The sequence below is a fragment of the Streptomyces sp. NPDC026672 genome, from assembly GCF_040638185.1.
Lineage (GTDB): Bacteria > Actinomycetota > Actinomycetes > Streptomycetales > Streptomycetaceae > Streptomyces.
On record NZ_JBEZXS010000004.1, the window covers coordinates 83,607 to 107,413 of the forward strand.

Genomic DNA, 23,807 nt, shown 5'->3' on the forward strand with positions numbered 1-23,807 from the left:
GAGTACGCCCTCGTGGCCACGTTCCTCTATCGACTGGGCCGGCTCGCCTTCAGGCGACGGCACTTCGTCGCCCTGATCTGGGTTGCCCTGCTGACGCTCGCCGGCGTCGGCGCGGCCAACGCCCCAGCCGCCGGCAACTCGTCCTTCTCCATTCCGGGAACGGAAGCGCAGAAAGCATTCGACCTGCTGGAACAGCGCTTCCCCGGAGCCAGCGCCGACGGTGCCACGGCCCGCGTCGTCTTCAAGGCGCCCGGCGGCGCGAAGATGACCGACGCCGACAACAAGGCCACCGTCGAGAAGACCGTCCGGGAGCTGTCCGACGGCTCCGAGGTCGCCTCGGTCGCCGACCCCTACACCGGGCACGCCGTCAGCCAGGACGGCACGATCGCCTATGCCTCGGTGAAGTACAAGGTCTCCGGCATCGAGCTGGAGGACGCCTCGCGCACCGCCCTGGAGGAGGCCGCGCAGGACGCGCGGGACGCCGGACTGACCGTCGAGGTCGGCGGTGACGCCCTCAACACCGCGCCCGAGACCGGCGCCACCGAGGTCATCGGCATCGCCATCGCCGCCGTCGTCCTCGTCATCACCTTCGGCTCGCTGCTCTCGGCCGGGCTGCCGCTGCTGACCGCCCTGATCGGCGTGGGCATCGGCGTCTCCACCGTCACCGCGCTCGCGAGCGCCCTGGACCTCGGCTCCACCACCTCCATCCTGGCCTCCATGATCGGCCTCGCCGTCGGCATCGACTACGCCCTGTTCATCGTCTCCCGCTACCGCGCCGAACTCGCCGAGGGCCGCGAGCGCGAGGAGGCCGCGGGACGCGCCGTCGGCACCGCCGGCTCGGCCGTGGTCTTCGCCGGCCTCACCGTCGTGATCGCCCTGGTCGGCCTGTCGGTCGTCAACATCCCGATGCTGACGAAGATGGGCGTCGCCGCCGCCGGCACGGTCGCCGTCGCGGTGCTGATCGCCCTGACGATGATCCCCGCCCTGCTCGGCTACGCGGGCCGCCGGGTCCGCCCGACCGGCGTGAAGAGCAGGTTCCTCGGTGGCAACCGCGCCGCCCGCGCGGGCAAGGCAGGCAAGCCCAACATGGGCACCCGCTGGGCGAGCTTCGTCGTACGGCGCCCGGTCGCCGTCCTCCTGCTGGGCGTCGTCGGCCTCGGCGCCGCCGCCGTCCCGGCCGCCTCCCTCCAGCTGGGCCTGCCCGACGACGGCTCCCAGCCCACCTCCACCACCCAGCGCCGCGCCTACGACCTGCTCTCCGAGGGCTTCGGGCCCGGCTTCAACGGACCGCTGCTGGTCGTCGTCGACGCCAAGGGCAGCGCCCACCCCAAGAGCGCGTTCACCGAGGTCGGCGACCAGATCAAGGGCCTCGACGACGTCGTGACGGTGACCCCGGCCGCGCCCAACCCGGCCGGTGACACCGCCACCATCACCGTGGTCCCCAAGTCCAAGCCGTCCTCGTCGACCACCGAGGACCTGGTCCACGCGATCCGCGGCAAGGGCGCGGAGATCACCGCCGACACCGACGCCAAGGTCCTCGTCACCGGCTCGACGGCCATGAACATCGACGTCTCGCAGAAGCTGAACGACGCGCTGGTCCCGTACCTCGCGCTCGTCGTGGGACTCGCCTTCCTGCTGCTGATCGTGGTGTTCCGCTCGGTCCTCGTCCCGCTGAAGGCGGCCCTCGGCTTCCTGCTCAGCGTGCTCGCGGCCCTCGGTGCCGTCGTCGCGGTCTTCCAGTGGGGCTGGCTGTCCGGCCTGATGGGCGTCGAGGAGACCGGCCCGGTCATGTCGATGATGCCGATCTTCATGGTCGGCGTGGTCTTCGGCCTCGCCATGGACTACGAGGTGTTCCTCGTGACCCGGATGCGGGAGGCGTACGTCCACGGGGAGACGCCGAGCCAGGCCGTCGTCACCGGCTTCCGGCACGGCGCCCGGGTCGTCACGGCCGCCGCCGTCATCATGATCGCCGTCTTCTCCGGCTTCATCGGCTCCAGCGAGGCCATGATCAAGATGATTGGCTTCGGACTCGCGGTCGCCGTTCTCTTCGACGCGTTCGTCGTCCGCATGGCGATCGTCCCGGCGGTGCTCGCCCTGCTCGGCCGCCGCGCCTGGTGGCTGCCGAAGTGGCTGGACCGCGCCCTGCCCAACGTCGACGTCGAGGGCGAGGGCCTGCGCGCCCACGAGGACGGTCCCCTGGACGACGAGCGGGAGCTCGTCCGCGCGTAGCGCTTCGTCGGGTTGGCCGCGATCGGGGGCGTACGAAAAGCCGGCCGGTGAGGGTTCCGTGGGGACGGGGCTGCCCTCACCGGCCTTTTCGTGCCGGAAACCTGGTCGCGTGCCGTCCGCGCGCACCACTACGGTGCCGTCCATGACCACAGCCGCCACCGACGCCGAGGGCTCCGGAGCCCACCCCCGGTTCGCCGCAGCCCTGGAGGAACTGGGCCTCGGCGAGCTGCACTCGCGTATCCGGCGCTTCCCGGACGCCACGCGCACCGCCGCCGAGGCCGCCGCCGCGGTCGGCTGCGCACTCGGCCAGATCTGCAAGTCGCTCGTCTTCGCCGCGGACGGTGACCCGGTCCTCGTCCTCATGGACGGCGCCTCCCGCGTCGACCTGGACCTCGTGCGCGCGGAACTCGGCGCCGGACGGGTCACCCGGCCCCGGGCCGACGTCGTCCGCGAGACCACCGGCTACGCCATCGGCGGGGTGCCGCCCTTCGGGCACCGCACCCGCACCCGGGTCCTCGCCGACCGCTCTCTGCTCGCCCACGACGTGGTCTGGGCCGCCGCGGGCACCCCGTACACCGTCTTCCCGATGGCCCCCGGCGACCTCGTCGCCCACGCGGGCGCCACCCTCGTGGACGTACGCGAGCGCACTGCGTGACCCCGACGCGCTGCGGGAGTCCTCGATCCTGGTCGGGGCGGGCATCGGGCTGATGCCGCACGGCGGATGATCCGTTCGCCCCGGTGGTGCGGGAAACTGGGGAAGGACAGCGTCGAACGGGAAGCAACGAGAACAGGGAAGCGACGTATGACCGACAAGCTCACCGTGAGCGTCCTGGGCACCGGCATCATGGGCGCCGCGATGGCCCGCAACCTCGTCCGCGCGGGACACACCGTGCGGGTGTGGAACCGCACCCCCGCCAAGGCCGAGCCGCTGGCCGCCGACGGCGCGCAGGTCGCCGGTTCGCCGGCCGAGGCCGTGCGCGGCGCCGACGCCGTGCTGACCATGCTGTACGACGGCGCCGCCGTCCTCGACGTGATGCGCGAGGCCGCCCCCGCACTGCCCCGGGGCGCCGTGTGGGCGCAGTCCACCACCGCGGCCGTCGACTCGATCCCCGAACTGGCCGCCTTCGCCGAGCAGTACGGGCTGGTCTTCTACGACGCCCCCGTGCTCGGCACCCGGCAACCCGCCGAGGCCGGGCAGCTCACCGTGCTCGCCGCGGGCCCCGAGAAGGGCCGGGAGACGGTCGTACCGGTCTTCGACGCGATCGGCGCCCGCACCCTGTGGACCGGCGAGGACGCGTCCCAGGCCGGTGCGACCCGGCTCAAGCTGGTCGCCAACAGCTGGGTCCTCGCGGCCACGGCCGCCACCGGCGAGGTCCTCGCCCTCGCCCAGGCGCTCGGCGTCGACCCGGACGACTTCTTCGGCCTCATCGCCGGCGGCCCCCTCGACATGGGCTATCTGCGCGCCAAGGCCGGGATGGTGCTGGAGGGGCGGCTGACCCCGGCCCAGTTCGCGGTGACCACCGCCGAGAAGGACGCCCGGCTGATCGTGCGGGCGGGCGAGCGGAGCGGGGTGCGGCTGGACGTCGCCGCCGCCACGGCCGACCGGCTCGCCCGCGCCGCCGCGCAGGGGCACGCGGACGAGGACATGGTGGCCGCCTACTTCGCCAGCTTCGAGGAGAAGCCCGCCACCTGAGCGAGCGGCGGCGGTGTCCGACGTGACGTCCCGGCACCGGAGGCGCACCCTGGTAGGAGCGATTCCGGAGGTGGTCGTCATGATGCACACCGCGGTGGGATGGCACATCGAGCTGGAGTTCGTGGAGGACGACCAGCACACGCGGGCGGTGGCCCTGGTACGCCTGCCCGACGGGACGGAGGTGCGGGCGCACGGTCACGCCAGCCGGCACCGCACCGACACCAACCAACCGCGCGTCGGCGAGGAGATCGCCGGCGCCCGCGCCCTGAACGAGCTGGCCATGCAGCTGCTCACCAAGGCGCACACGGAGATCGACTCGGAGTCCGGGCGCGTCTCGCACCCGATCAACGTCTGAGGAACCCGTGGGCCGGGGCGGCGCGGACGGCTACGCGAGTGCCGTCCGCACCGCCTTGACCAGCGCCTGGGCGCGCGGATCGGCGGTCACGCCGGGCCGGAAGCCATTGGTCACGTAGCCGAACGCGAGGCCCGACTCCGGGTCGGCGAACGCGAGCGAGCCCCCGCGTCCCGGGTGGCCGAAGGAGCCGGGCGACAGCAGCGGCGAGGCGACGCCGTGCAGCATGTAGCCGAGGCCGAAGCGGGTGCCGACGACCAGCACGCGGTCGGGGCCCGCCGACTCCTCGGCGCGGGCGAGTTCGGTCGTCCCGGCGGTGAACAGCCGTCGTCCGCCGTCCACTTCGCCGATCAGGGAGGCGTAGAAACGCGCCAGGCCCTCGGCGGTGGCGACACCGTTGGAGGCGGGCAGGGCGGCGGCCCGGTACGCGCGGGAGTTCTCGTCCGGGAGCGGTGTGATCGCGGCGAAGGCACGGCGGGTCAGGGATCCGGGGTCGGCGTACGCCTCGGCGACGGCCCGCTTGGGACGGGTGCGCAGCGCGCCCTCCGCCTCCGGGACCTCGGCCGGTCCGACGCGCCCCACGCGCGGCTGCTCGGACGGGGGCACACCGAGCCAGAGCTCCGCGCCGACGGGCCGGGCGATCTCGGCCGCGATCCACTCGCCGACCGGGCGCCCGGTGACGCGCCGCACCAGCTCGCCGGTCAGCCAGCTGTAGGTCTGCGCGTGGTAGCCGTGGTCCGTGCCCGGCTCCCACACCGGCGCCTGCGCGGCGACGGCCGCCGCGCCGAGATCGGGGTCGGCGGCCTCCTCGGGCGTCAGCGGCCGGTCGAGCACGGGCACGCCGGCGCGGTGCGCGAGCAGATGCCGCACCAGGGTGCGCTCCTTGCCCGCCGCTTTGAACTGCGGCCAGTACGCGCCGACCGGCGCGTCCAGATCCAGCTCGCCGCGCTGGTGCAGGAGCAGCAGCGCGGCGGCGGCCACGCCCTTCGTCGCGGAGCGCACGACCTGGGCGGTGTCCCGCTCCCAGGGCGCGTCGCCGTCGATGTCGCGGGTGCCGCCCCACAGGTCGACGACCCGGTGCCCGTCGCGGTAGACGGACACCGCCGCGCCCCGCTCCCCGAGCAGCTCGAAGTTGCGGACGAACGCCTCCCGGACGGGCTCGAAGCCCCCGGCCACCGTGCCGTTCACGACCGTGCCGCTCACGTCCGCACTTCCCTTCGGCTCGCCTTCGACAGTGGGTGCAACCCCTGTGACAAGCCTGCGATTCCTTCGTTGCGTCAGCCGAGGACGATCGTTACATCGATGTTGCCTCGGGTGGCGTTGGAGTACGGGCAGACCTCGTGCGCCTCGTCGACCAGCTTGGCCGCGACGTCCGCGTCGAGGACGGGCAGCGAGACGTTCAGGGCGACCGCGAGGCCGTAGCCGCGGTGCTTGTTGGGGCCGATGCCGACCTTGGCGGCGACCGTGGAGCCGGTCAGGTCGTAGCCCGAGCGGTTGCCGACCATGATCAGGGCGTTGTGGAAGCAGGAGCTGTAGCCGGCGGCGAACAGCTGCTCGGGGTTGGTGCCGTCGCCGTCGCCGCCGAGTTGCGGGGGCATCGCGACCTTGAGGCCGATGTGGCCGTCCTGGCTGGTGACGAAGCCGTCGCGGCCACCGTGTGCGGTGGCTTCGGCGACGTACACGATCTTCGTCGGGCGGGTGTCGACAACGGCGCCGTCAGTCATGGCGGGGCTCCCCAGAAACAAGTGCGCACAAGAACATCGTGCACAAGGTACTGGTCGGTAGGGGGCCGTTCGTCGGCAGGGGTGGGGACCGTGCGCGGCCGGGGATCAGCGGCGCGCGGAGGCCGCCTCCGCGCGCTCCGCGATGCCCCACAACTCCGCGCGCAACCGCGCCACTTCGGATGCGGCGAGCCCCGTCGTCGTGAGCAGCGCGCCGGGTACGCGCGCCGCGCGCTCCCTCAGTTCCTCCGCGCGCCGGGTGCACACCACGAGCACCGAGCGCTCGTCGCGGGCCGAGCGCTCCCGGCGCACGAGACCGGCGCCCTCCAGCCGCTTGAGCAACGGCGACATCGTGCCGTAGTCGAGCCGGAGCGCGCCGGTCAGTTCCTTCACCGTGGTCTGCCCCCGCTCCCACAGCGCGAGCAGGACGAGGTACTGCGGGTAGGTCAGCCCGAGTTCGTCGAGCAGCGGACGGTACGCGGCGGTCAGCGCGCGCTGGGCGGCGTAGAGCGCGAAGCACAGCTGGTCGTCCAGCGACAGCGAAGCGGCGGCCCCTTGTTCGTCTTGACGCGTCACGCGCCCATTCTCACGGACGCACCGGGACGGCCGTCACGGAAACGCGTCATCCCCGCCGCGTGGCGGTGATCACGTTCCCGCCGTCACCGACCTCGGGTCGAAGCCGAAGGGGAGTTCCAGGCGGTGGGTGCGCATCAGGGTGTCGTCGGACAGCACCTCGCCGGTCGGGCCGTCCGCCGCGATCACCCCGTCGCTGAGGATCAGCGCGCGCGGGCACAGCTCCAGCGCGTACGGCAGGTCGTGCGTGACCATCAGCACGGTGACGTCCAACGAGCGCAGGATGTCGGCCAGTTCACGGCGGGAGGCGGGGTCGAGGTTGGAGGAGGGCTCGTCCAGGACGAGGATCTCCGGCTCCATCGCGAGGACGGTGGCGACGGCGACCCGGCGGCGCTGCCCGAACGACAGGTGGTGCGGCGGCCGGTCGGCGAACTCCGCCATGCCGACCCGCTCAAGGGCCGTGCGCACCCGCTCCTCCAGCTCGGGCCCCTTCATCCCGGCCGCCGCGGGACCGAACGCCACGTCCTCGCGCACGGTCGGCATGAACAGCTGGTCGTCCGGGTCCTGGAAGACGATCCCGACCCGGCGCCGGATCTCCGCCATGTGCTTCCTGCCGACCGGCAGCCCGGCCACGGTCACGGTGCCCGCGCCGCCGCTCAGGATGCCGTTGAGGTGCAGCACGAGGGTCGTCTTGCCGGCGCCGTTCGGGCCGAGCAGCGCGACCCGCTCGCCCCGGCCGACAGCGAAGTCCACGCCGAACAGGGCCTGGTGGCCGTCGGGGTAGGCGAAGGCGAGGCCGGAGACCTCCAGGGACGCGGGCGTGTTGTCGGTGGCAGCAGTCACAGGGTCCATCCCAGCAGACAGACGACGAGGGCGGCGAGGGGGAGGGCGAGGGCGTACGACCACTGGGCGCGGTCCGCGCTCACCTCGTCGATCACCGGCATCGAACCGGCGTACCCGCGGCTGACCATGGCCAGGTGGACCCGCTCGCCGCGTTCGTAGGAGCGGATGAACAGGGCGCCCGCCGACTTGGCGAGCACGCCCCAGTGCCGTACGCCCCGGGCCTCGAAGCCGCGCGACTCCCGCGCGATGCGCATGCGCCGCATCTCGTCGGTGATGACGTCGCCGTAGCGGATCATGAACGTGGCGATCTGGACGAGCAGCGGGGGCAGCCTGAGCCGCTGGAGGCCGAGCAGCAGCTCGCGCAGTTCGGTGGTGGCGGCCAGCAGGACCGAGGCGGCGACGCCGAGCGTGCCCTTGGCGAGCACGTTCCAGGCGCCCCACAGGCCGTTGACGCTCAGCGACAGTCCGAGGACGTCGACCCGCTCGCCCTCCGCCACGAACGGCATCAGGACGGCGAAGGCGACGAACGGCACTTCGATCAGCAGCCGTTTGAGGAGGAAGGGGGCGGGCACCTGCGCGTAGGACGCCACGAGGGCGAGCAGGACGGCGTGGAGCCCGAACGCCCAGATCGCCTCCCGCGGTGTCGACACCACGACCACCACGAAGGCGAAGGCGGCGGCGAGCTTGGTGTGCGGCGGCAGTGAGTGCACGGGTGAGTGCCCGTGCCGGTACAGCCGGTGCGCGTGCCCGGAGCCCATGTCAGATTCCTGTGCTCACGGGGGAGACGTCCGCGCCGCGGCGCCTGCGCACCGCCCAGAAGACCGCGCTGCCCGCGACGACGGTGACGCCCACGCCGATCACGCCGGCGAGCCCGCCGGACAGCCGGGCGTCGGAGACGTCCTTGACCCCGTAGTCGGCGAGCGGCGAGTCGGCCGACGCGTGCTCCTCGGTCTTCGTGTCGATGCCCTTGTCGTGGGCGACCTTCTCCAGGCCGTCGGGGTCGGCGGAGGCGTAGAAGCTGACGAAGCCGGCGAGCACCAGCGAGGCCACCAGGCCGGTGATCCACACCTTGCGGTGCGAGCGGGCTGCCACGGGCACCGGTTCGGCGCCGGGCGTGTCGACGAGCTCGCCGTTCACCCGCAGCTTGAGGCGCTGCCGGAGGCCCCGGGCGCCGTACACGAGGTCGGGCCGCACGGCGACGACGGCGCCGACGGTGAGCGCGGTGATGACGGCCTCGCCGACGCCGATGAGCACGTGGACGCCGATCATCGCCGTGGCGACCTTGCCTATGGCGACGTCGGTGGTGCCGCCGATCGCGTAGATCAGGGTGAAGGCGACCGCGGCGGCCGGCACCGAGACCAGCGCGGCCACGAAGGCGGAGCCGGTCACCGAGCGCCGGGTGCGCGGCAGCACCTTGACCAGGCCGCGGAAGACGGCGTACGCCACGACGGTCGTGACGATCGCCATGTCGGTGATGTTCACGCCGAGCGCGGTCAGTCCGCCGTCCGCGAAGAGGATGCCCTGCATGAGCAGGACGACGGACACGCAGAGAACACCTGTGTAGGGGCCGACGAGGATGGCGGCGAGGGCGCCGCCCAGCAGATGGCCACTGGTCCCGGCCGCGACCGGGAAGTTCAGCATCTGCACCGCGAAGATGAACGCCGCGACGAGTCCGGCCAGCGGAGCGGTGCGCTCGTCGAGCTCGCGGCGGGCGCCGCGCAGGCTCACGGCGATGGCGCCGGCGGCGACCACTCCGGTGACCCCGGAGACGGGGGCGTCGATGAATCCGTCAGGTACATGCACCGTTCGATTTTAGTGGCTTGTTGCGAACCTTTTGCAAGAGCGAGGAGGTCGTGCATTGCGGGGAGAAGGGTGTGCTCATCGGGGCGGGTTCACCGCTCCGGTGAGCGCAAAACAGGAAATATGCGACATTGGAGGAGGAGGCGGATGCACAGCTTTCATACAGGTCACGCAGCGTTAGGGGCCGTCCGATGTCCGTAGTCGAGCAGTACGCACGCGTCCACATCGTCACGGACGAGGACGATCCCACCGACCCCGGCGCCGTTCCCGTCATCCTGCGGTACGACCCCGAGGCCGACCCGCGGTCGGTGCGGATCGGCCTGCCCGAGCCCCTGCCCGGACCGCACGAGTGGACCTTCTCCCGCTCGCTGCTCGAACAGGGCCTGCGGGCCCCGGCCGAGAGCGGCGGCGTACGGGTGTGGCCCTGCGGCCGGGTCCAGGCCGTCGTGGAGTTCCACTCGGCGCACGGCGTCTCGGTCGTCCAGTTCGAGTCGAAGGCCCTGCTCCGCTTCCTGCGCCGCACGTACATGGCCGCGGAGCCGGTGACCCGCTAGGGCGTGTTTCGAAAGTGGCGCCGTCCGCCCGGAGGGCGGGGCCCGCGGCGTCTGGTGCGTGCAGTCGCAAGGCGGAGGATCGCCCTCGTACTGGATGTACTTGGGCGTTCCGACAACGCAGCGAGTGTGCGTGCCAGGCGTCGCGGGCCAGGCGGGACTTTCGAAACACGCCCTAGACGTCGGGGGCGACGGTCAGCCGCCCGCCTTCAGGAGGGACGCGACGATCGGACCGGCCGTGTCACCGCCGTGGCCGCCCGCCTGGACCACGCCCGCGGCGGCGAGGTCACCGCGGTAGGCCGTGAACCAGCCGTTGGGCTTCTTCTGGTTGTCGACCTCGGCCGAGCCGGTCTTGGCGCCGTAGTCGGGCCCGAGACCGGACATGGCCTCGGCCGCCGTGCCGTACGCCGCCGTGTAGTTCATCAGCTCGCGCAGCTGCGCGAGCGTGCCCGCCGACATCGTCCGCGTGGCCTTCACGAGCGTGCGGTGGTCGAACGACGGGTCCACCAGGTACGGCTGGTGGAACGTGCCCGTCTTCACCGTCGACGCCACCGACGCCATGTTCAGCGGGTTCATCCGCACCCCGCCCTGACCGATCAGCGAGGCCGCCATCTGCGCCGCCGACTGCACCGGCACCGACCCGTCGAAGGTCGGCACGCCGATCGCCCAGTTGTTCATCGACAGCCCGAACACCTGCTGCGCCTGCTTCGTCAGGTCGTCGTCGTGCAGCTTCTTCGCCTGGCTGATGAAGGCGGTGTTGCAGGAACGCGCGAAACTCGCCTTGAACGTGCCGCCCTTGATCTCGAAGTCGTCGTCGTTGTGGAACTTCCACCCGCCGTACGTGAACGTCTTCGGACAGGGGTGCTTCTTGTCCGCCGACGCCAGCCCCTTCTCGATCAGCAGCGACGACGTGACGACCTTCATCGTGGAGCCGGGCGCCAGCGAGCCCTGGAAGGCCGTGTTGAAGCCGTGGCCGGAGTTGGCCACCGCCAGCACCTCACCGGTCGACGGCCGCAGCGCGACGACCGACGCCTGCGGCCGGCCCTCGACCTGCTGCTCGGCCACCTTCTGCAGGTCCGGGTCCAGCGTGGTCTTCACCGTGCCCGGCGTGCCCTCGCTCAGTTCGAGGACCGTCTTGTCGGACAGCTCGGCCTTCTTCGACTCCTTGCCGCGCACCACCCGCAGCTCGACGCCGGCCTTGCCGCCCGCCTTCTTGCCGTACTTCTCCCGCAGCCCGTCCAGCACCGTCCCCAGGGACGGGAAGGCCGCCGCGGTCAGCTCGTTCCCTTCGCGGTCCAGCGCCTTGACCGGTGGGGTGCCCGACTCGCCGGTGACCAGCGTGTCCCCGTCCTTGAGGTCCGGGTGGACGACGGCCGCGTGCCAGCCGACCAGCGGCTCGCCGTTCAGCTTGTTGCGCACGACCGTGAGCGCGCTGTCGTACGCGAGCGGCTTGCTGACGCCCTGGAAGGTCACCGTGGCCTTCACGGAGAACGGGACCCGGTCGCCCTCGGCGACGCCCGGCGCCAGCGTCACGCCCGTCAGATGCGCGCTCTCGGTCAGGCCGGTGAGCAGCGACGTGGCCGCGCCCACGTCGTCCGTGGCGTCGGCGGCCTCGGCGACCCGGCCCTGCTGCCACGCGGTCAGGAAGCGCGCGGACGCCGTCCGCACCTCGCTCGCGGACAGCGGCCCCGTCTTCACGTGGGCCGCCGTGGTGTGCGTCTCGTCCTCGGCCGCCGCTCCACCGCCGCCCAGCAGCGCGTAGGCGCCGAACCCGGCGCCCACGACGGCCACGGCGATCGTGCCGCCGACCACCGCGGGTCTCTTCGTCCGCCGTTCCGCGACACGCCTTCTCTTGCCCACTGCTCAGATCCTCCGCGCCTCGCCCAGGGTCCCCCGCCGCCCTCGTGTCCCACACACACCACAACGACGGCTACCAGCCTAGAGTCCCGTGCCGTCGTGACCGGCTCAGCCCGCGGTCCGTAGCACAGCTGCGACAATCGGGCCGGCCGCGTCGATGCCGTGACCGCCGTCCTGCGTCATGGCCGCCGCCGCGACGTCGTTGCGGTAACCGGTGAACCAGCTGTTCGACTTCGACTGTCCGTCGACCTCCGCCGAACCGGTCTTCGCGCCGATGCTGCCGCCCAGACCGGACATCACACCGGCCGCGGTGCCGCTGGTCGCCGTGCGGTTCATCATCGCGCGCAGCTGCTGCACCGTGCCCGCCGACAGCCCCCGCGCCTGTGCCCGTTGACGGTCGTCCAGCTTCAGCGGTACGAGGATCGGCTGGCGGAAGGCCCCCGTCATCGCGGTCGCCGTCACGGACGCCATGTTGAGCGGGTTCATCTGGACCTGGCCCTGGCCGATCATGTTGGCGGCCTTGTCCGGGCCGCCGGAGGCGGGGACCGAGCCGTCGAAGGACGGGATGCCCGTCTGCCAGTTGTCCCGCCCGAGCCCGAAGCGGTCCTCGGCCTCCCGGGTCAGCGTGTCCGGGTTCACCTCGTCCGCGAACTTCACGAAGGCCGTGTTGCACGAGCGGGCGAAGCTCTCGGAGAGCGTGGCGTGTTCGTCCGGCTGGAGACCGGTGAGGTTGTGGAAGGTCTGGCTCAGCGACACCGCGGAGTCCGGGCATGGGGCCGGGCCGTTCATCGAGGTGATCCCGTTGTCGATCAGCGTGGCCGCGGTGAGGATCTTCATCGTGGAGCCGGGGGCCAGCTTGCCGAGGAAGGCCGCGTTGAAGCCGTCCTGGCGGTGGTTGGCGACCGCCAGCACCTCGCCCGTGCTCGGCTTGACCGCCACCACGGACGACTCGGCGTACTTGCTCACCGCCGTCTCGGCCGCGGCCTGCGCGGACGCGCTCAGCGTGGTCGTCAGCCGGCCCGCCCTGCCCGTGGCGAGGGTGACCAGCGGGGTGTCCGGGGCGCCGTCCGCCTCGTGCCGGATCGCCAGCTCCACCCCGGGTGTGCCGCCCGCCTTGTCGCCGTACTTGGCGCGCAGCTCGTCCAGGATCGGGCCCAGGGACGGGTACTTCTCCTTCGTCAGCACGACCCCGTTGCGGTCCACCGCCTCGATGGGCGGCGCCGCCGACTCGCCGGTGACCAGGGTGTCGCCCTGCTGGAGCTGCGGATGGACGACGGACGGGCTCCAGTCGACGAGGGCGCGGTGCGTGGTCACACCGCGCACGACCGTCAACTCGCTCTCGTAGTCGAGGGGCTTGGACTTCCCCTCGTACGACACGGTCGCCTTCACCGTGAACGGCACGGTGGTGCCGGTCGCCGTGCCGGGCGTGATGTGCACCCCGCCGATGTGGGCGTCCGCGCCGTAGGCGGTCAGCAGCTGTTCGGCGCTCGCCGCGTCGTCGGTGTACGTCGCCGCCGTCGCCGCGTCGCCCTTCTCCCACGCGGCGAAGAACCGCTGTGTGGCCTCACGGACCTCGGAACTGCTCGGCGGGCCGGTCTTCACCGCGGGCGCGCTCTTGCCGACGAGGCCGCCCCCGCTCCCGTCCAGCGCGGACAGGATGTTGTACGCCCCGTACCCCGCCCCGCCGACCAGCACCGCGAACACGCCGCCTATGACACCGGCCTTGACCCCGTTGCGCATGACGCGAAACCCCTCCCCCTGCCCCCGTGTCGGTCTTTGCACCCTAAGTGACACCGGGGAAACGGTTGAGCAATGTTGTCGGAACTTGTCCGAACAGAGATCGCGAAACGCCGAATCACGCCGGGACCCGGGCGGTCCGGTCACACCCGCCCGATCACACCCAGGTGTCCAGCCACATCCGCGAGCGCCAGTTGTCGATGGGGAGGGCTGTGCCCGTGTACAGGGGCCAGAAATAGATGAAGTTCCAGGCGATCAGGAGGACCAGGACGCCCGCGCTCGCCGCGCCGACCACGCGGCGGGTGTCGCTGGAGCCGGGCGGGCCGACCAGGGCGCCGATCATCATGGCCACCGCCAGGCACAGGAACGGCACGAAGACGACCGCGTAGAAGAGGAAGATCGTCCGCTCCTGGTACATGAACCAGGGCAGGTAACCGGCCGCGACACCGCAGGCGATGGCGCCCGCGCGCCAGTCGCGCCGCAGCAGCCAGCGCCACAGCACGTACAGCAGCGCGAAGCAGGCCGTCCACCACAGCAGCGGCGTGCCGAGCGCGAGGACCTCACGGGCGCACTTCTCGCCGGCGTCCGCCGGGCAGCCGTCCGTGCCGGGCGACGGGGACTCGTAGAAGTACGAGACCGGGCGGCCCAGGACGAGCCAGCTCCACGGGTTGGACTGGTAGGTGTGCGGCGTCGACAGGCCGACGTGGAACTTGTACACCTCGTGCTCGTAGTGCCACAGGCTGCGCAGCCAGTCCGGCAGGAACGTCCAGTTGCCGCCCCTGCCGTCGGTCGCCGCCCAGTTGCGGAAGTAGCCGCCGGAGCCGTCGGCCGGCGAGAGGATCCAGCCGGTCCAGGACAGCAGGTACACGCCGATCGCCACCGGGACGGTCGCCAGGAACGTGATGCCCGTGTCGTGCCGGAGGGCCGCCGCGTACGGGTGGTGGGCCCCCGCGACCCTGCGCGCGCCGACGTCCCACAGCACCGCCATCACGCAGAACGCGGCCAGGATGTAGAGGCCGTTCCACTTGGTGCCGATGGCGAGACCGAGCATCAGCCCCGCGGCCCAGCGCCAGGGGCGCAGGCCCAGCCGGAAGGTGTCGCCCACCGTCGCGTCCGGGCGGACCCGGCCGTCCGCGTCGACCGGCAGCGCGTCGGCCAGCTTCTGCCGGGACCTGTCCCGGTCCACGATCAGACAGCCGAACGCCGCGACCACGAAGAACATCAGCACCCCGTCCAGCAGCGAGGTGCGGCTCATCACGAAGTGCAGTCCGTCCACGGCCATCAACGCGCCCGCGAGGCAGCCGAGGAACGTCGAGCGGAACATCCGGCGCCCGATGCGGCACAGCAGCAGCACGCTGAGCGTGCCGAGCAGTGCGGTCATGAACCGCCAGCCGAACGGATCGAACCCGAAGACCAGTTCACCGAGTCCGATCACGTACTTGCCGACCGGCGGATGCACCACGTACGCCGGATCCGAGGGCAGGCTGACGCCCGAACCCTTCTGGAGCACCAGGTCGTTGGCGTTCTTGCCCAACTGGTCCCAGCTGACCTCGAAGCCGCGGTGGACGAGCGCCCACGCGTCCTTCGCGTAGTACGTCTCGTCGAATATCACCCGCCTCGGGCTGCCCAGGTTCCAGAACCGCAGCAGGCCCGCCACGAGCGTCACCAGCAGCGGGCCCACCCAGCCCGACCAGCGGGTGATCCGCACGGCCAGGGCCGGCGGCACGCCCAGCGCCAGCCACAGGCGCGGGCTCGGCTCGGCGTACGGCGGCACCAGGCGCTCCACGACACCCGTGGTGTCGGTCCTGGTCGCCGCCGGGTCCGTGGTGCCCGACGGGTGTCCCGTGTATCCGAAACGGCGCAGCCGCTGCTGCCACGCCGGCCGCTGGTCGTGCGGGGCCTGGCTCTGCCGGGTGTCCGTGGAGGACGCGGTACTGGTCACCGCGCCATCGTAGGGAACCCTTCTGTGTGAGTCCCGCGCATGGGCGGTACGGGTGGTGACGGGATCGATTTCGGAGGCCGGTTCCGGGGGCCGGGCGGTGGTCCGCGGCGGGGTCTTCCGTGCCTCTCCCGCCGTTCTCCCGCGCGGGCGCGCGTGCCGGTGGGGCAGCGCGCGGGTGCTGCGAGGATGGGGGCGTGACTGGAACCCTTGTTTTGGCGGGCACCCCCATCGGCGACATCGCGGACGCGCCGCCCCGGCTGGCGGAGGAACTGGCCGGCGCCGACATCGTCGCGGCCGAGGACACGCGGCGGCTGCGGTGGCTCACCCAGGCGCTGGGTGTCACCCCCAAGGGGCGGGTCGTCTCCTACTTCGAGGGCAACGAGGCCGCCAGGACCCCGGAACTGGTCGAGGAACTGCTCGGCGGCGCCCGTGTGCTGCTGGTGACGGACGCGGGGATGCCGTCGGTCTCCGACCCCGGGTACCGGCTGGTCGCCGCTGCCGTCGAGAAGGACGTCCGGGTCACCGCCGTCCCCGGCCCGTCCGCGGTGCTCACCGCGCTCGCGCTGTCCGGGCTGCCCGTCGACCGGTTCTGCTTCGAGGGGTTCCTGCCGCGCAAGGCCGGCGAACGGCTGTCCCGCCTGCGGGAGTCCGCGGACGAGCGCCGCACCCTCGTCTACTTCGAGGCCCCGCACCGCCTGGACGACACCCTCGCCGCGATGGCCGAGGTCTTCGGCCCCGAACGCCGGGCCGCCGTCTGCCGGGAACTGACCAAGACGTACGAGGAGGTACGGCGCGGTCCCCTCGCCGAACTCGCCGCGTGGGCGGCCGAGGGCGTGCGCGGCGAGATCACCGTTGTCGTCGAGGGCGCCCCGGAACGCGGGCCCGAGGAGCTCGACGCGGCGGAACTCGTACGGCGTGTGCGCGTGCGTGAGGAGGCGGGGGAGCGCCGCAAGGAGGCGATCGCCGCGGTGGCCGCCGACGCCGGGCTCCCCAAGCGCGAGGTGTTCGACGCGGTGGTGGCGGCGAAGAACGCGGAGCGCGGGAGCGGGAGTGGGAACGGGAGCGCGAGCGGGAGTGGGGGTGCGGGGCGGGTGTGAGCGCTCGGCCGGGGCGCTCGTGCGAGGGTGCGCGCGGGGCGCGTGAGCGGTGGTTCGCGCTGGTTAATCCGGAGGCCGTGCGCGCCGGAGTCGCGGGCGGGCGTGGGCGCTTGCGGGAGGGGCGTGCGGGGCGGGAGTGCGCGCCCCCTGGCCTGCGGTGTTGCGTCCTCTGAGCGCGCCGCTCCTCCCATGAGCGTGCGCCCCACGGCACGGTAAAGGGCGCTTGCGGAAGGCAAAGCTCACCCCTGCCCGCCGGGCCGATTCGGCAAGGAAAGTCCAAATCGCCCCCAACACTCGGCAGACCTGCTGCATTCACGGCCGTGGAGGCGTCCACTGGTCGAAGGGACGCACCCGTCCCTCGTCCCCAGGGTTCCGGGGGGAACCCGCACGACGGGGACGCTTGTCCGGCGGACAAGAGGAGCAGTTCGCATGAGTGAGATCGCAGGGCAGACCGGCCTCCACGGCACGGCCACGGCCGTCGTCCACGAGTCGTATTCCTTCGCCTGCATGCGCTGCGGGCACGGCTGGGAGCAGTCGTACGAGATAGAGCACCACAGGGACGCCGACGGCAGCGAGTTCGTGATGTACGTGGCCGACGGCCGTTTCGTGCCGTCCCCGCTGAGCCGGCCGACGTGCCACAACTGCGACGGCCATCTCGTCCGGATCATGCGGCCGGGCCAGGTCTCGTCCGTGCGCAGCGCGGCCCGCCGCCCGGAGCGCACCGCGCCCGCGAACACGGCGGGCACGAACACGGCGGACGCGACGGGGACGACCGGGACCGCCGAGGTGCCGGAGCAGGCTGCGGCGGCCGAGGGGCAGCACCACTGGCACCTGTCCGATCTCCTCCACCCCTTCCAGCGCAAGGCGGGCTGAGCAGGGCGCCGGCGTTCGGGGGCGGGCCCCTTCCGTAGGATCGGGCCATGCCTTCGAACGCCGACAGGGCCGACAAGAACGCGGCGCCGCCGCTCCCGGAGCCCCTGCGGGTGCCGGTCGCCGACTCGCACACCCACCTCGACATGCAGTCCGGCACGGTCGAGGAGGGCCTGGCCAAGGCCGCGTCGGTGGGCGTGACGACCGTCGTCCAGGTCGGCTGCGACATCAAGGGCTCCCGGTGGGCGGCCGAGACCGCGGCGGCGTACGAGAACGTCCACGCGACCGTCGCCCTGCACCCCAACGAGGCTCCGCGCATCGTCCATGGGGACCCCGACAACTGGTCCCGGCAGGGCGCGCGTGAGCCCGGCGGCGACGCCGCGCTGGACGAGGCCCTCGCCGAGATCGACCGGCTGGCCGGGCTGTCCCAGGTCAAGGGCGTCGGCGAGACAGGGCTCGACCACTTCCGCACCGGCCCCGAGGGCAAGGACGCCCAGGAACGGTCCTTCCGCGCCCACATCGAGATCGCCAAGCGGCACGGCAAGACCCTCGTCATCCACGACCGTGACGCCCACGCCGACGTCCTGCGCGTCCTCAAGGAGGAGGGCGCCCCCGAGCGCACGGTCTTCCACTGCTACTCCGGCGACGCGGAGATGGCGGAGATCTGCGCCCGCGAGGGCTACTACATGTCCTTCGCCGGCAACGTCACCTTCAAGAACGCCCAGAACCTGCGCGACGCCCTCGCCGTCGCCCCGCTGGAGCTGGTCCTGGTGGAGACCGACGCCCCCTTCCTGACGCCGGCCCCCTACCGCGGGCGCCCGAACGCCCCCTACCTCGTCCCCGTCACCGTGCGCGCGATGGCCGCCGTGCGCGACATCGACGAGGACACCCTGGCCGCGGCCCTGGGGGCGAACACGGCCCGCGCCTTCGGCTACGACGGCTGACACGCTGGGTAGTCGCGCCACTTGGGAGAGTGACGGGCGCTCCGCTAGGTTCTGGGGGCCCGATCCGGACCCCTCTGCCCCACCGGGAGCGCTTCGGCGTGAGCACCTCGCGTGACGAGACGTACGGCCCGCACGACCCCCAGGGCCCAGGACCCCACGGCGCACCGCCGGATGTGCACAGCGCACAGACGATGGCGTACGGAGTGCGAGGGGCGCCCGGTGCTCCGGCGCGCGCCGGAGCGTATGCCGTGCCCCACGCGCCCACCCGCGCGGAACCGGTGGTGCCGCGCCAGGTGGGGCGCACGCCCGACCAGGGGGCGCAGGCGCCCGTTGCGCGCACGAAGCGCACGAGCCGTGCCGAGCGCCGGCGCACTGCCCGGTCCGCCCGGCGCCCGGAGTCCGCCGTGCGCCGTCTGCTGCCACAGGCGCTGGTCGTCGCCTTCCTCGCCGGCGGCACCACCGCGTTCGTCGCCGACGACAAGGCCATCGAGCTGACCGTCGACGGAAGGTCCCGCATCCTGCACACCTTCGCCGACGACGTCACCGAGCTGCTGGCCGAGGAGGGCGTGCGGCTCGGCGCGCACGACGTGGTCGCGCCCGCCCCCGGCGCCGCGCTCACCAGCGGTGACGCGGTGGCCGTGCGCTACGGGCGCCCCGTACGGATCACGCTCGACGGACGGGCGCGCGAGGTGTGGACGACGGCGCACACCGTGGAAGGGGCGCTCGATCAGCTCGGCGTACGCGCTCAGGGCGCGTATCTGTCCGCCTCGCGCTCCCAGCGCATCGGACGCGCCGGGCTCACGTTCGACGTCCGCACCGAGCGCAGCGTCACCGTCATGGCCGACGGCCGCGCGCGGACCGTGCGCACCAACGCCGCGACCGTGCGCGAGGCCGTGGCGGACGCCGGGGTCACCCTGCGCGGCCGGGACACCACCTCCGTCCCTCCCGCCGGCTTCCCGCGCGACGGGCAGACGGTGACCGTGCTGCGGGTCACCGGCCGGAAGGACGTGTGGGGGGAAGAGCGGGAGGAGGTGCGGGAGGAGACCGTCCCCTTCGCCGTGCGCCGCACCGCCGACCCCACGCTGTTCACGGGCACGGAGGTGATCGACCGGCCCGGCCTGCCCGGGGTGCGCCGGGTCACCTCTCTCGTGCGGAGCGTCGACGGGGTCCGGCAGAAGCCCCGCCGGGAGCGCGTGGAGCTGGTGCGGGAGCCGAGCCCGCGGCTCGTGCGGGTCGGCACGAGGCCCGGGCCGGACGCCGACGCCGCCGACGCCCTGGACTGGCGGGCACTCGCGGTCTGCGAGTCCGGCGGGCGCCCGCACGCGGTGGACCCGTCGGGGACGTACGGCGGGCTGTACCAGTTCGACACCCGCACCTGGCGCGGCCTCGGCGGCAAGGGCCGCCCGCAGGACGCGTCCGCCGCGGAGCAGACGTACCGGGCGAAGCGGCTCTACCTCCGCCGCGGCACCAGCCCCTGGCCGCACTGCGGCTCCCGCCTGGAGGACTGACGCGGGCCGGTGACGGTCCGCCGTGGTGCCCGTGGTGCTCCGCCCGGCGGGAGGGGGCGCCGGGGCCCCGTACCCTTGTGCCGTGAGCAGCCCCACCCCCGACGCCCTCCTCGGCCCCGCCGACATCCGTGAGCTCGCGGCAGTGCTGGGCGTACGCCCCACCAAGCAGCGCGGCCAGAACTTCGTGATCGACGCCAACACGGTCCGCCGTATCGTCCGCACCGCCGGGGTACGCCCCGACGACGTGGTCGTCGAGGTCGGCCCCGGGCTCGGGTCCCTCACCCTGGCGCTGCTGGAGGCCGCCGACCGGGTCACCGCCGTCGAGATCGACGACGTCCTGGCCGCCGCGCTGCCCGCGACGATCGCGGCGCGCATGCCGGAGCGCGCGGAGCGCTTCGCGCTGGTCCACTCCGACGCGATGCACGTCGACGCACTGCCCGGCCCCGCCCCGACGGCCCTGGTCGCGAACCTGCCGTACAACGTGGCCGTCCCCGTGCTGCTGCACATGCTCGACACCTTCCCGAGCATCGAGCGCACCCTCGTCATGGTGCAGTCCGAGGTCGCCGACCGGCTTGCCGCGGCGCCCGGTTCGAAGGTGTACGGCGTGCCGTCCGTCAAGGCCAACTGGTACGCCGAGGTGAAGCGGGCCGGGGCCATCGGGCGCAATGTGTTCTGGCCCGCGCCGAACGTCGACAGCGGGCTCGTCTCGCTCGTCCGGCGCACCGAGCCGGTCAGGACCACCGCCTCCCGCCGCGAGGTCTTCGCGGTCGTCGACGCGGCGTTCGCACAGCGGCGCAAGACGCTGCGGGCGGCCCTCGCCGGATGGGCGGGGTCCGCGGCGGCGGCCGAGGCGGCGCTGGTCGCGGCCGGCGTTTCGCCACAGGCGCGCGGGGAGTCGCTGACGGTGGAGGAGTTCGCGCGGATCGCGGAGGCCGCATCACCGCCGGGGACGACCCCCGCACCCCCGAACGAGGAGAGCAAGTGAGCGTCACGGTACGGGTCCCGGCCAAGGTCAACGTCCAGCTCGCCGTGGGCGCGGCCCGGCCGGACGGGTTCCACGGCCTGGCCAACGTCTTCCTCGCGGTGGGGCTGTACGACGAGGTCACGGTGACCCCGGCCGACGAGCTGCGCGTCACCTGCGAGGGCCCCGGCGCCGACCAGGTCCCGCTGGACCGTACGAACCTCGCCGCGCGCGCGGCCCTCGAACTCGCCGCGCGCCACGGCATCGACCCCGCCGTGCACCTCCACATCACCAAGGACATCCCGGTCGCCGGGGGCATGGCGGGCGGCAGCGCGGACGGCGCGGGGGCGCTGCTCGCGTGCGACGCGCTGTGGGGGACCGGCGCCTCGCGGGACGAACTCCTCGACATCTGCGCCGGGTTGGGCAGCGACGTGCCGTTCGCCCTGGTGGGCGGGGCGGCGCTCGGGACCGGGCGCGGGGAGCAGCTGACGGAGCTGGAGGTCGGCGGCACGTTCCACTGGGTGTTCGCGATGGCCGAGCGGGGGCTGTCGACGCCGGCGGTGTTCCGGGAGTTCGACCGGCTGGCCGAGGGCCGGGAGGTCCCCGAGCCCGTCGCGTCCGCGGAACTCCTCGCCGCGCTCGCCAAGGGCGACCCGGACGCCCTCGCCGCCGCCGTCTCCAACGACCTCCAGCCGGCCGCGCTCTCCCTCTACCCGGAGCTGGCCGACACCCTCGCGGCGGGCCTCGGGGCGGGCGCGCTCACGGCGCTGGTCTCCGGTTCGGGCCCGACCACCGCGTTCCTCGTCCGGGGCCCCGAGCCGGCCGAGAAGGTCGCGGACGCGCTGCGGGCGTCGGGGACGTGCCGGACCGTGCGCATCGCGTCCGCGCCCGCGCCCGGGGCGACGGTGCTCTGAGGCCGCCGCGCGCGCGGGCGCACCCCCGTCCGCACCGGCTCACCCCTTCCGCGCACCCGCCCACCCCTCCCTCCAGCCCTCGCGCCCCGCTCCCACCCCCGCAGGCTCTACGCTTGAAGGCTGATCGATCCCCGCGCACAGGAGTGAAATGGCCGTCAACCTGGTCAATGTCGAGAACGTCAGCAAGGTGTACGGCACCCGTGCCCTGCTGGACGGTGTCTCGCTCGGAGTGTCGGAAGGGGACCGGATCGGGGTCGTCGGGCGCAACGGCGACGGCAAGACCACCCTCGTCCGGATGCTCGCCAAGGTGGAGGAGGCCGACACCGGGCGGGTCACGCACACCGGCGGACTGCGGCTCGGCGTCCTCACCCAGCACGACTCGCTCGATTCGGCCGCGACCGTGCGCCACGAGGTCATCGGGGACATGGCCGACCACGAGTGGGCGGGGAACGCCAAGGTCAGGGACGTCCTGACCGGACTGTTCGGCGGGCTCGACCTGCCCGGCTTCCCCAAGGGCCTCGACACGGTCATCGGACCGCTCTCCGGTGGTGAGCGGCGCCGTATCGCGCTCGCCAAGCTGCTCATCGAGGAGCAGGACCTGATCGTCCTCGACGAGCCCACCAACCACCTCGACGTCGAGGGCATCGCCTGGCTGGCCCGGCACCTCCAGGAGCGCCGCTCGGCGCTGGTGTGCGTGACCCACGACCGGTGGTTCCTCGACCAGGTCTGCACCCGCATGTGGGACGTGCAGCGCGGCACGGTCCACGAGTACGAGGGCGGCTACTCCGACTACGTCTTCGCGCGGGCCGAGCGCGAGCGCATCGCCGCCACCGAGGAGGCCAAGCGGCAGAACCTGATCCGCAAGGAGCTGGCCTGGCTGCGCCGCGGGGCGCCCGCGCGGACGTCCAAGCCGCGCTTCCGCGTGGAGGCCGCCAACGAGCTGATCCAGGACGTGCCGCCGCCCCGGGACAGCTCCGAGCTGATGAAGTTCGCCTCCTCGCGGCTCGGCCGGACGGTCTTCGACCTGGAGGACGTCAGCGTGCAGGCCGGCCCCAAGCTGCTGCTCCAGCACGTCACCTGGCAGCTCGGACCGGGCGACCGGATCGGCCTCGTCGGCGTCAACGGCGCAGGCAAGACCTCGCTGCTGCGGGCCCTGGCGGACGCGGCGCGCTCGGAGGGCGAGACGCAGCCGGTGGCCGGGCGGGTCGTCGTCGGTCGGACCGTCAAGCTGGCCTACCTCTCCCAGGAGGTCGCCGAACTCGACCCCGACTTGCGGGTCCTGGAGGCCGTGCAGCAGGTGCGCGAGCGCGTCGACCTCGGCAAGGGCCGGGAGATGACCGCAGGCCAGCTGTGCGAGACGTTCGGCTTCACCAAGGAGAAGCAGTGGACGCCGGTGGGCGACCTGTCCGGCGGTGAGCGCCGGCGCCTCCAGCTGCTGCGGCTGCTGATGGACGAGCCCAACGTGCTCTTCCTCGACGAGCCCACCAACGACCTCGACATCGAGACCCTCACACAGCTGGAGGACGTCCTCGACGGCTGGCCCGGCTCGATGATCGTCATCTCCCACGACCGGTTCTTCGTCGAGCGCACCACCGACCGGGTGTTCGCGCTGCTCGGCGACGGCGCGCTGCGGATGCTGCCGCGCGGCATCGACGAGTACCTGGAGCGGCGCCGGCGCATGGAGGAGGCGGTCACCGCGTCCGCCGCCGCGACCGCGCCCCGGGCCGCCGTGCCGGAGCGGAGCGCCGCGGACCAGCGCGCCGCCAAGAAGGAGCTCCAGCGGATCGAGCGCCAGCTGGACCGCGTCTCCGAGAAGGAGTCCACGCTGCACGCCCGGATCGCCGAGAACGCCACGGACTTCGCCAAGGTGGCCGAACTCGACGCCCAGTTGCGCGAGCTGACCGGCGAGCGCGAGGAACTGGAGATGCGCTGGCTGGAACTGGCCGAGGACGCGTGAGGCGCGCGGGGCGGTGACAGCGGGGTGGTGACACCCGTGACAGGCCCGCGCGTTCGTCCGCCCCGGTCCGGACCGGAGTACCGGTCCGGACCGGTCTGGTTTCGGCCGGTCCTGATCCGTTCCTGATTTGGGGTGGGCAGGGCGAATCGGGGCGGGGGCGCGCGGTGCGTGGAGGGGGTGTGAAGGGTCGTAACGGAGGCATCACGGCGCGGTTCTCCCTTGGGAACAGCGGGGGATCGGGCCCGGACCGGTGTCGGT

General features: G+C 72.9%; 21 protein-coding genes. 12 read left to right on the top strand and 9 right to left on the bottom strand.

The window, feature by feature from the left end; all coding sequences use genetic code 11:
• The first annotated feature begins 12 nt into the window (after positions 1–12).
• The 4 genes from AB0F77_RS05260 to AB0F77_RS05275 all read left to right on the top strand — a co-directional run bounded on the left by AB0F77_RS05260 (position 13) and on the right by AB0F77_RS05275 (position 4,277).
• A complete protein-coding gene (locus AB0F77_RS05260) occupies positions 13–2,229 on the top strand; it encodes an MMPL family transporter (RefSeq protein WP_361941722.1) in 2,217 nt (738 codons plus the stop codon).
• A 142-nt stretch (positions 2,230–2,371) separates the two neighbouring features.
• Entirely contained in the window at positions 2,372–2,884 is a 513-nt protein-coding gene (locus AB0F77_RS05265; protein WP_361941725.1) for a YbaK/EbsC family protein, read from the top strand.
• Positions 2,885–3,031: 147 nt separating this feature from the next.
• Positions 3,032–3,922 carry an NAD(P)-dependent oxidoreductase gene (locus AB0F77_RS05270; RefSeq protein WP_361941728.1) on the top strand — a complete coding sequence of 297 codons (891 nt, stop codon included), beginning with the start codon at positions 3,032–3,034 and terminating at the stop codon, positions 3,920–3,922.
• A gap of 79 nt (positions 3,923–4,001) precedes the next feature.
• Complete coding sequence (locus AB0F77_RS05275; RefSeq protein WP_361941731.1) at positions 4,002–4,277, top strand: DUF1876 domain-containing protein; 276 nt, start codon at positions 4,002–4,004, stop codon at positions 4,275–4,277.
• 30 nt (positions 4,278–4,307) lie between these two features.
• Here AB0F77_RS05275 and AB0F77_RS05280 read toward each other — a convergent pair whose 3' ends face one another.
• The 6 genes from AB0F77_RS05280 to AB0F77_RS05305 form a co-directional block, all read right to left on the bottom strand.
• Positions 4,308–5,477 carry a serine hydrolase domain-containing protein gene (locus AB0F77_RS05280; RefSeq protein ID WP_361941734.1) on the bottom strand — a complete coding sequence of 390 codons (1,170 nt, stop codon included), beginning with the start codon at positions 5,475–5,477 and terminating at the stop codon, positions 4,308–4,310.
• Between the two features lie 74 nt (positions 5,478–5,551).
• Positions 5,552–5,998 carry an organic hydroperoxide resistance protein gene (locus tag AB0F77_RS05285; protein WP_361941737.1) on the bottom strand — a complete coding sequence of 149 codons (447 nt, stop codon included), beginning with the start codon at positions 5,996–5,998 and terminating at the stop codon, positions 5,552–5,554.
• Between the two features lie 105 nt (positions 5,999–6,103).
• Positions 6,104–6,571, bottom strand: coding sequence for a MarR family transcriptional regulator (locus tag AB0F77_RS05290; RefSeq protein ID WP_361941738.1), 468 nt, complete (start codon positions 6,569–6,571; stop codon positions 6,104–6,106).
• Positions 6,572–6,640: 69 nt separating this feature from the next.
• The gene (locus AB0F77_RS05295; protein ID WP_361941741.1) at positions 6,641–7,420 is read right to left on the bottom strand and encodes an ABC transporter ATP-binding protein; all 780 of its coding nucleotides are present in this window, start codon (positions 7,418–7,420) and stop codon (positions 6,641–6,643) included.
• Positions 7,408–8,169, bottom strand: coding sequence for a cobalt ECF transporter T component CbiQ (cbiQ, locus tag AB0F77_RS05300; RefSeq protein WP_361941744.1), 762 nt, complete (start codon positions 8,167–8,169; stop codon positions 7,408–7,410). The genes AB0F77_RS05295 and cbiQ overlap by 13 nt, the downstream gene beginning before the upstream one ends.
• A 1-nt stretch (position 8,170) precedes the next feature.
• A complete protein-coding gene (locus AB0F77_RS05305; protein WP_361941747.1) occupies positions 8,171–9,214 on the bottom strand; it encodes an energy-coupling factor ABC transporter permease in 1,044 nt (347 codons plus the stop codon).
• Between the two features lie 188 nt (positions 9,215–9,402).
• Between AB0F77_RS05305 and AB0F77_RS05310 the strand changes: the two genes are divergently transcribed.
• Positions 9,403–9,765 (top strand): SsgA family sporulation/cell division regulator, encoded by a 363-nt coding sequence (locus tag AB0F77_RS05310; RefSeq protein ID WP_361941750.1) that lies wholly within the window; start codon positions 9,403–9,405, stop codon positions 9,763–9,765.
• Positions 9,766–9,957: 192 nt separating this feature from the next.
• Here the strand turns inward: AB0F77_RS05310 and AB0F77_RS05315 are convergent, their stop codons facing one another.
• The 3 genes from AB0F77_RS05315 to AB0F77_RS05325 form a co-directional block, all read right to left on the bottom strand.
• Complete coding sequence (locus AB0F77_RS05315) at positions 9,958–11,622, bottom strand: penicillin-binding transpeptidase domain-containing protein (protein WP_361941753.1); 1,665 nt, start codon at positions 11,620–11,622, stop codon at positions 9,958–9,960.
• A 105-nt stretch (positions 11,623–11,727) separates the two neighbouring features.
• Positions 11,728–13,359: a penicillin-binding transpeptidase domain-containing protein gene (locus tag AB0F77_RS05320; protein WP_361941756.1), complete on the bottom strand. Its 1,632-nt coding sequence runs from the start codon at positions 13,357–13,359 to the stop codon at positions 11,728–11,730.
• A gap of 154 nt (positions 13,360–13,513) precedes the next feature.
• Positions 13,514–15,298 (bottom strand): phospholipid carrier-dependent glycosyltransferase, encoded by a 1,785-nt coding sequence (locus AB0F77_RS05325; RefSeq protein WP_361941759.1) that lies wholly within the window; start codon positions 15,296–15,298, stop codon positions 13,514–13,516.
• 194 nt (positions 15,299–15,492) lie between these two features.
• Between AB0F77_RS05325 and rsmI the strand changes: the two genes are divergently transcribed.
• The 7 genes from rsmI to AB0F77_RS05360 all read left to right on the top strand — a co-directional run bounded on the left by rsmI (position 15,493) and on the right by AB0F77_RS05360 (position 23,549).
• On the top strand, positions 15,493–16,395 hold the full coding sequence (gene rsmI, locus AB0F77_RS05330) for a 16S rRNA (cytidine(1402)-2'-O)-methyltransferase (RefSeq protein WP_361941762.1): 903 nt from the start codon (positions 15,493–15,495) through the stop codon (positions 16,393–16,395).
• Positions 16,396–16,824: 429 nt separating this feature from the next.
• On the top strand, positions 16,825–17,268 hold the full coding sequence (locus AB0F77_RS05335) for a hypothetical protein (RefSeq protein ID WP_361941765.1): 444 nt from the start codon (positions 16,825–16,827) through the stop codon (positions 17,266–17,268).
• A gap of 47 nt (positions 17,269–17,315) precedes the next feature.
• Positions 17,316–18,209, top strand: coding sequence for a TatD family hydrolase (locus AB0F77_RS05340; protein WP_361941768.1), 894 nt, complete (start codon positions 17,316–17,318; stop codon positions 18,207–18,209).
• A 98-nt stretch (positions 18,210–18,307) separates the two neighbouring features.
• Positions 18,308–19,717: a ubiquitin-like domain-containing protein gene (locus tag AB0F77_RS05345; protein WP_361941771.1), complete on the top strand. Its 1,410-nt coding sequence runs from the start codon at positions 18,308–18,310 to the stop codon at positions 19,715–19,717.
• Between the two features lie 82 nt (positions 19,718–19,799).
• Positions 19,800–20,702 carry a 16S rRNA (adenine(1518)-N(6)/adenine(1519)-N(6))-dimethyltransferase RsmA gene (rsmA, locus tag AB0F77_RS05350; RefSeq protein WP_361941774.1) on the top strand — a complete coding sequence of 301 codons (903 nt, stop codon included), beginning with the start codon at positions 19,800–19,802 and terminating at the stop codon, positions 20,700–20,702.
• Positions 20,699–21,592 (top strand): 4-(cytidine 5'-diphospho)-2-C-methyl-D-erythritol kinase, encoded by an 894-nt coding sequence (locus tag AB0F77_RS05355; RefSeq protein WP_361941777.1) that lies wholly within the window; start codon positions 20,699–20,701, stop codon positions 21,590–21,592. The genes rsmA and AB0F77_RS05355 overlap by 4 nt, the downstream gene beginning before the upstream one ends.
• Before the next feature lie 148 nt (positions 21,593–21,740).
• Positions 21,741–23,549: an ABC-F family ATP-binding cassette domain-containing protein gene (locus tag AB0F77_RS05360; protein WP_361941780.1), complete on the top strand. Its 1,809-nt coding sequence runs from the start codon at positions 21,741–21,743 to the stop codon at positions 23,547–23,549.
• The last annotated feature ends 258 nt before the right edge of the window (positions 23,550–23,807 follow it).

What these genes read in the sequence shown, in the direction of transcription:
- AB0F77_RS05310 (WP_361941750.1), top strand. Translation starts at nt 9,403, where the DNA reads ATGTCCGTAGTCGAGCAGTACGCACGCGTCCACATCGTCACGGACGAG.
- AB0F77_RS05340 (WP_361941768.1), top strand. Translation starts at nt 17,316, where the DNA reads ATGCCTTCGAACGCCGACAGGGCCGACAAGAACGCGGCGCCGCCGCTC.
- AB0F77_RS05285 (WP_361941737.1), bottom strand. Translation starts at nt 5,998, where the DNA reads ATGACTGACGGCGCCGTTGTCGACACCCGCCCGACGAAGATCGTGTAC.
- AB0F77_RS05265 (WP_361941725.1), top strand. Translation starts at nt 2,372, where the DNA reads ATGACCACAGCCGCCACCGACGCCGAGGGCTCCGGAGCCCACCCCCGG.
- AB0F77_RS05360 (WP_361941780.1), top strand. Translation starts at nt 21,741, where the DNA reads ATGGCCGTCAACCTGGTCAATGTCGAGAACGTCAGCAAGGTGTACGGC.
- AB0F77_RS05295 (WP_361941741.1), bottom strand. Translation starts at nt 7,420, where the DNA reads ATGGACCCTGTGACTGCTGCCACCGACAACACGCCCGCGTCCCTGGAG.
- AB0F77_RS05270 (WP_361941728.1), top strand. Translation starts at nt 3,032, where the DNA reads ATGACCGACAAGCTCACCGTGAGCGTCCTGGGCACCGGCATCATGGGC.
- AB0F77_RS05275 (WP_361941731.1), top strand. Translation starts at nt 4,002, where the DNA reads ATGATGCACACCGCGGTGGGATGGCACATCGAGCTGGAGTTCGTGGAG.
- cbiQ (WP_361941744.1), bottom strand. Translation starts at nt 8,169, where the DNA reads ATGGGCTCCGGGCACGCGCACCGGCTGTACCGGCACGGGCACTCACCC.
- AB0F77_RS05320 (WP_361941756.1), bottom strand. Translation starts at nt 13,359, where the DNA reads ATGCGCAACGGGGTCAAGGCCGGTGTCATAGGCGGCGTGTTCGCGGTG.
- AB0F77_RS05335 (WP_361941765.1), top strand. Translation starts at nt 16,825, where the DNA reads ATGAGTGAGATCGCAGGGCAGACCGGCCTCCACGGCACGGCCACGGCC.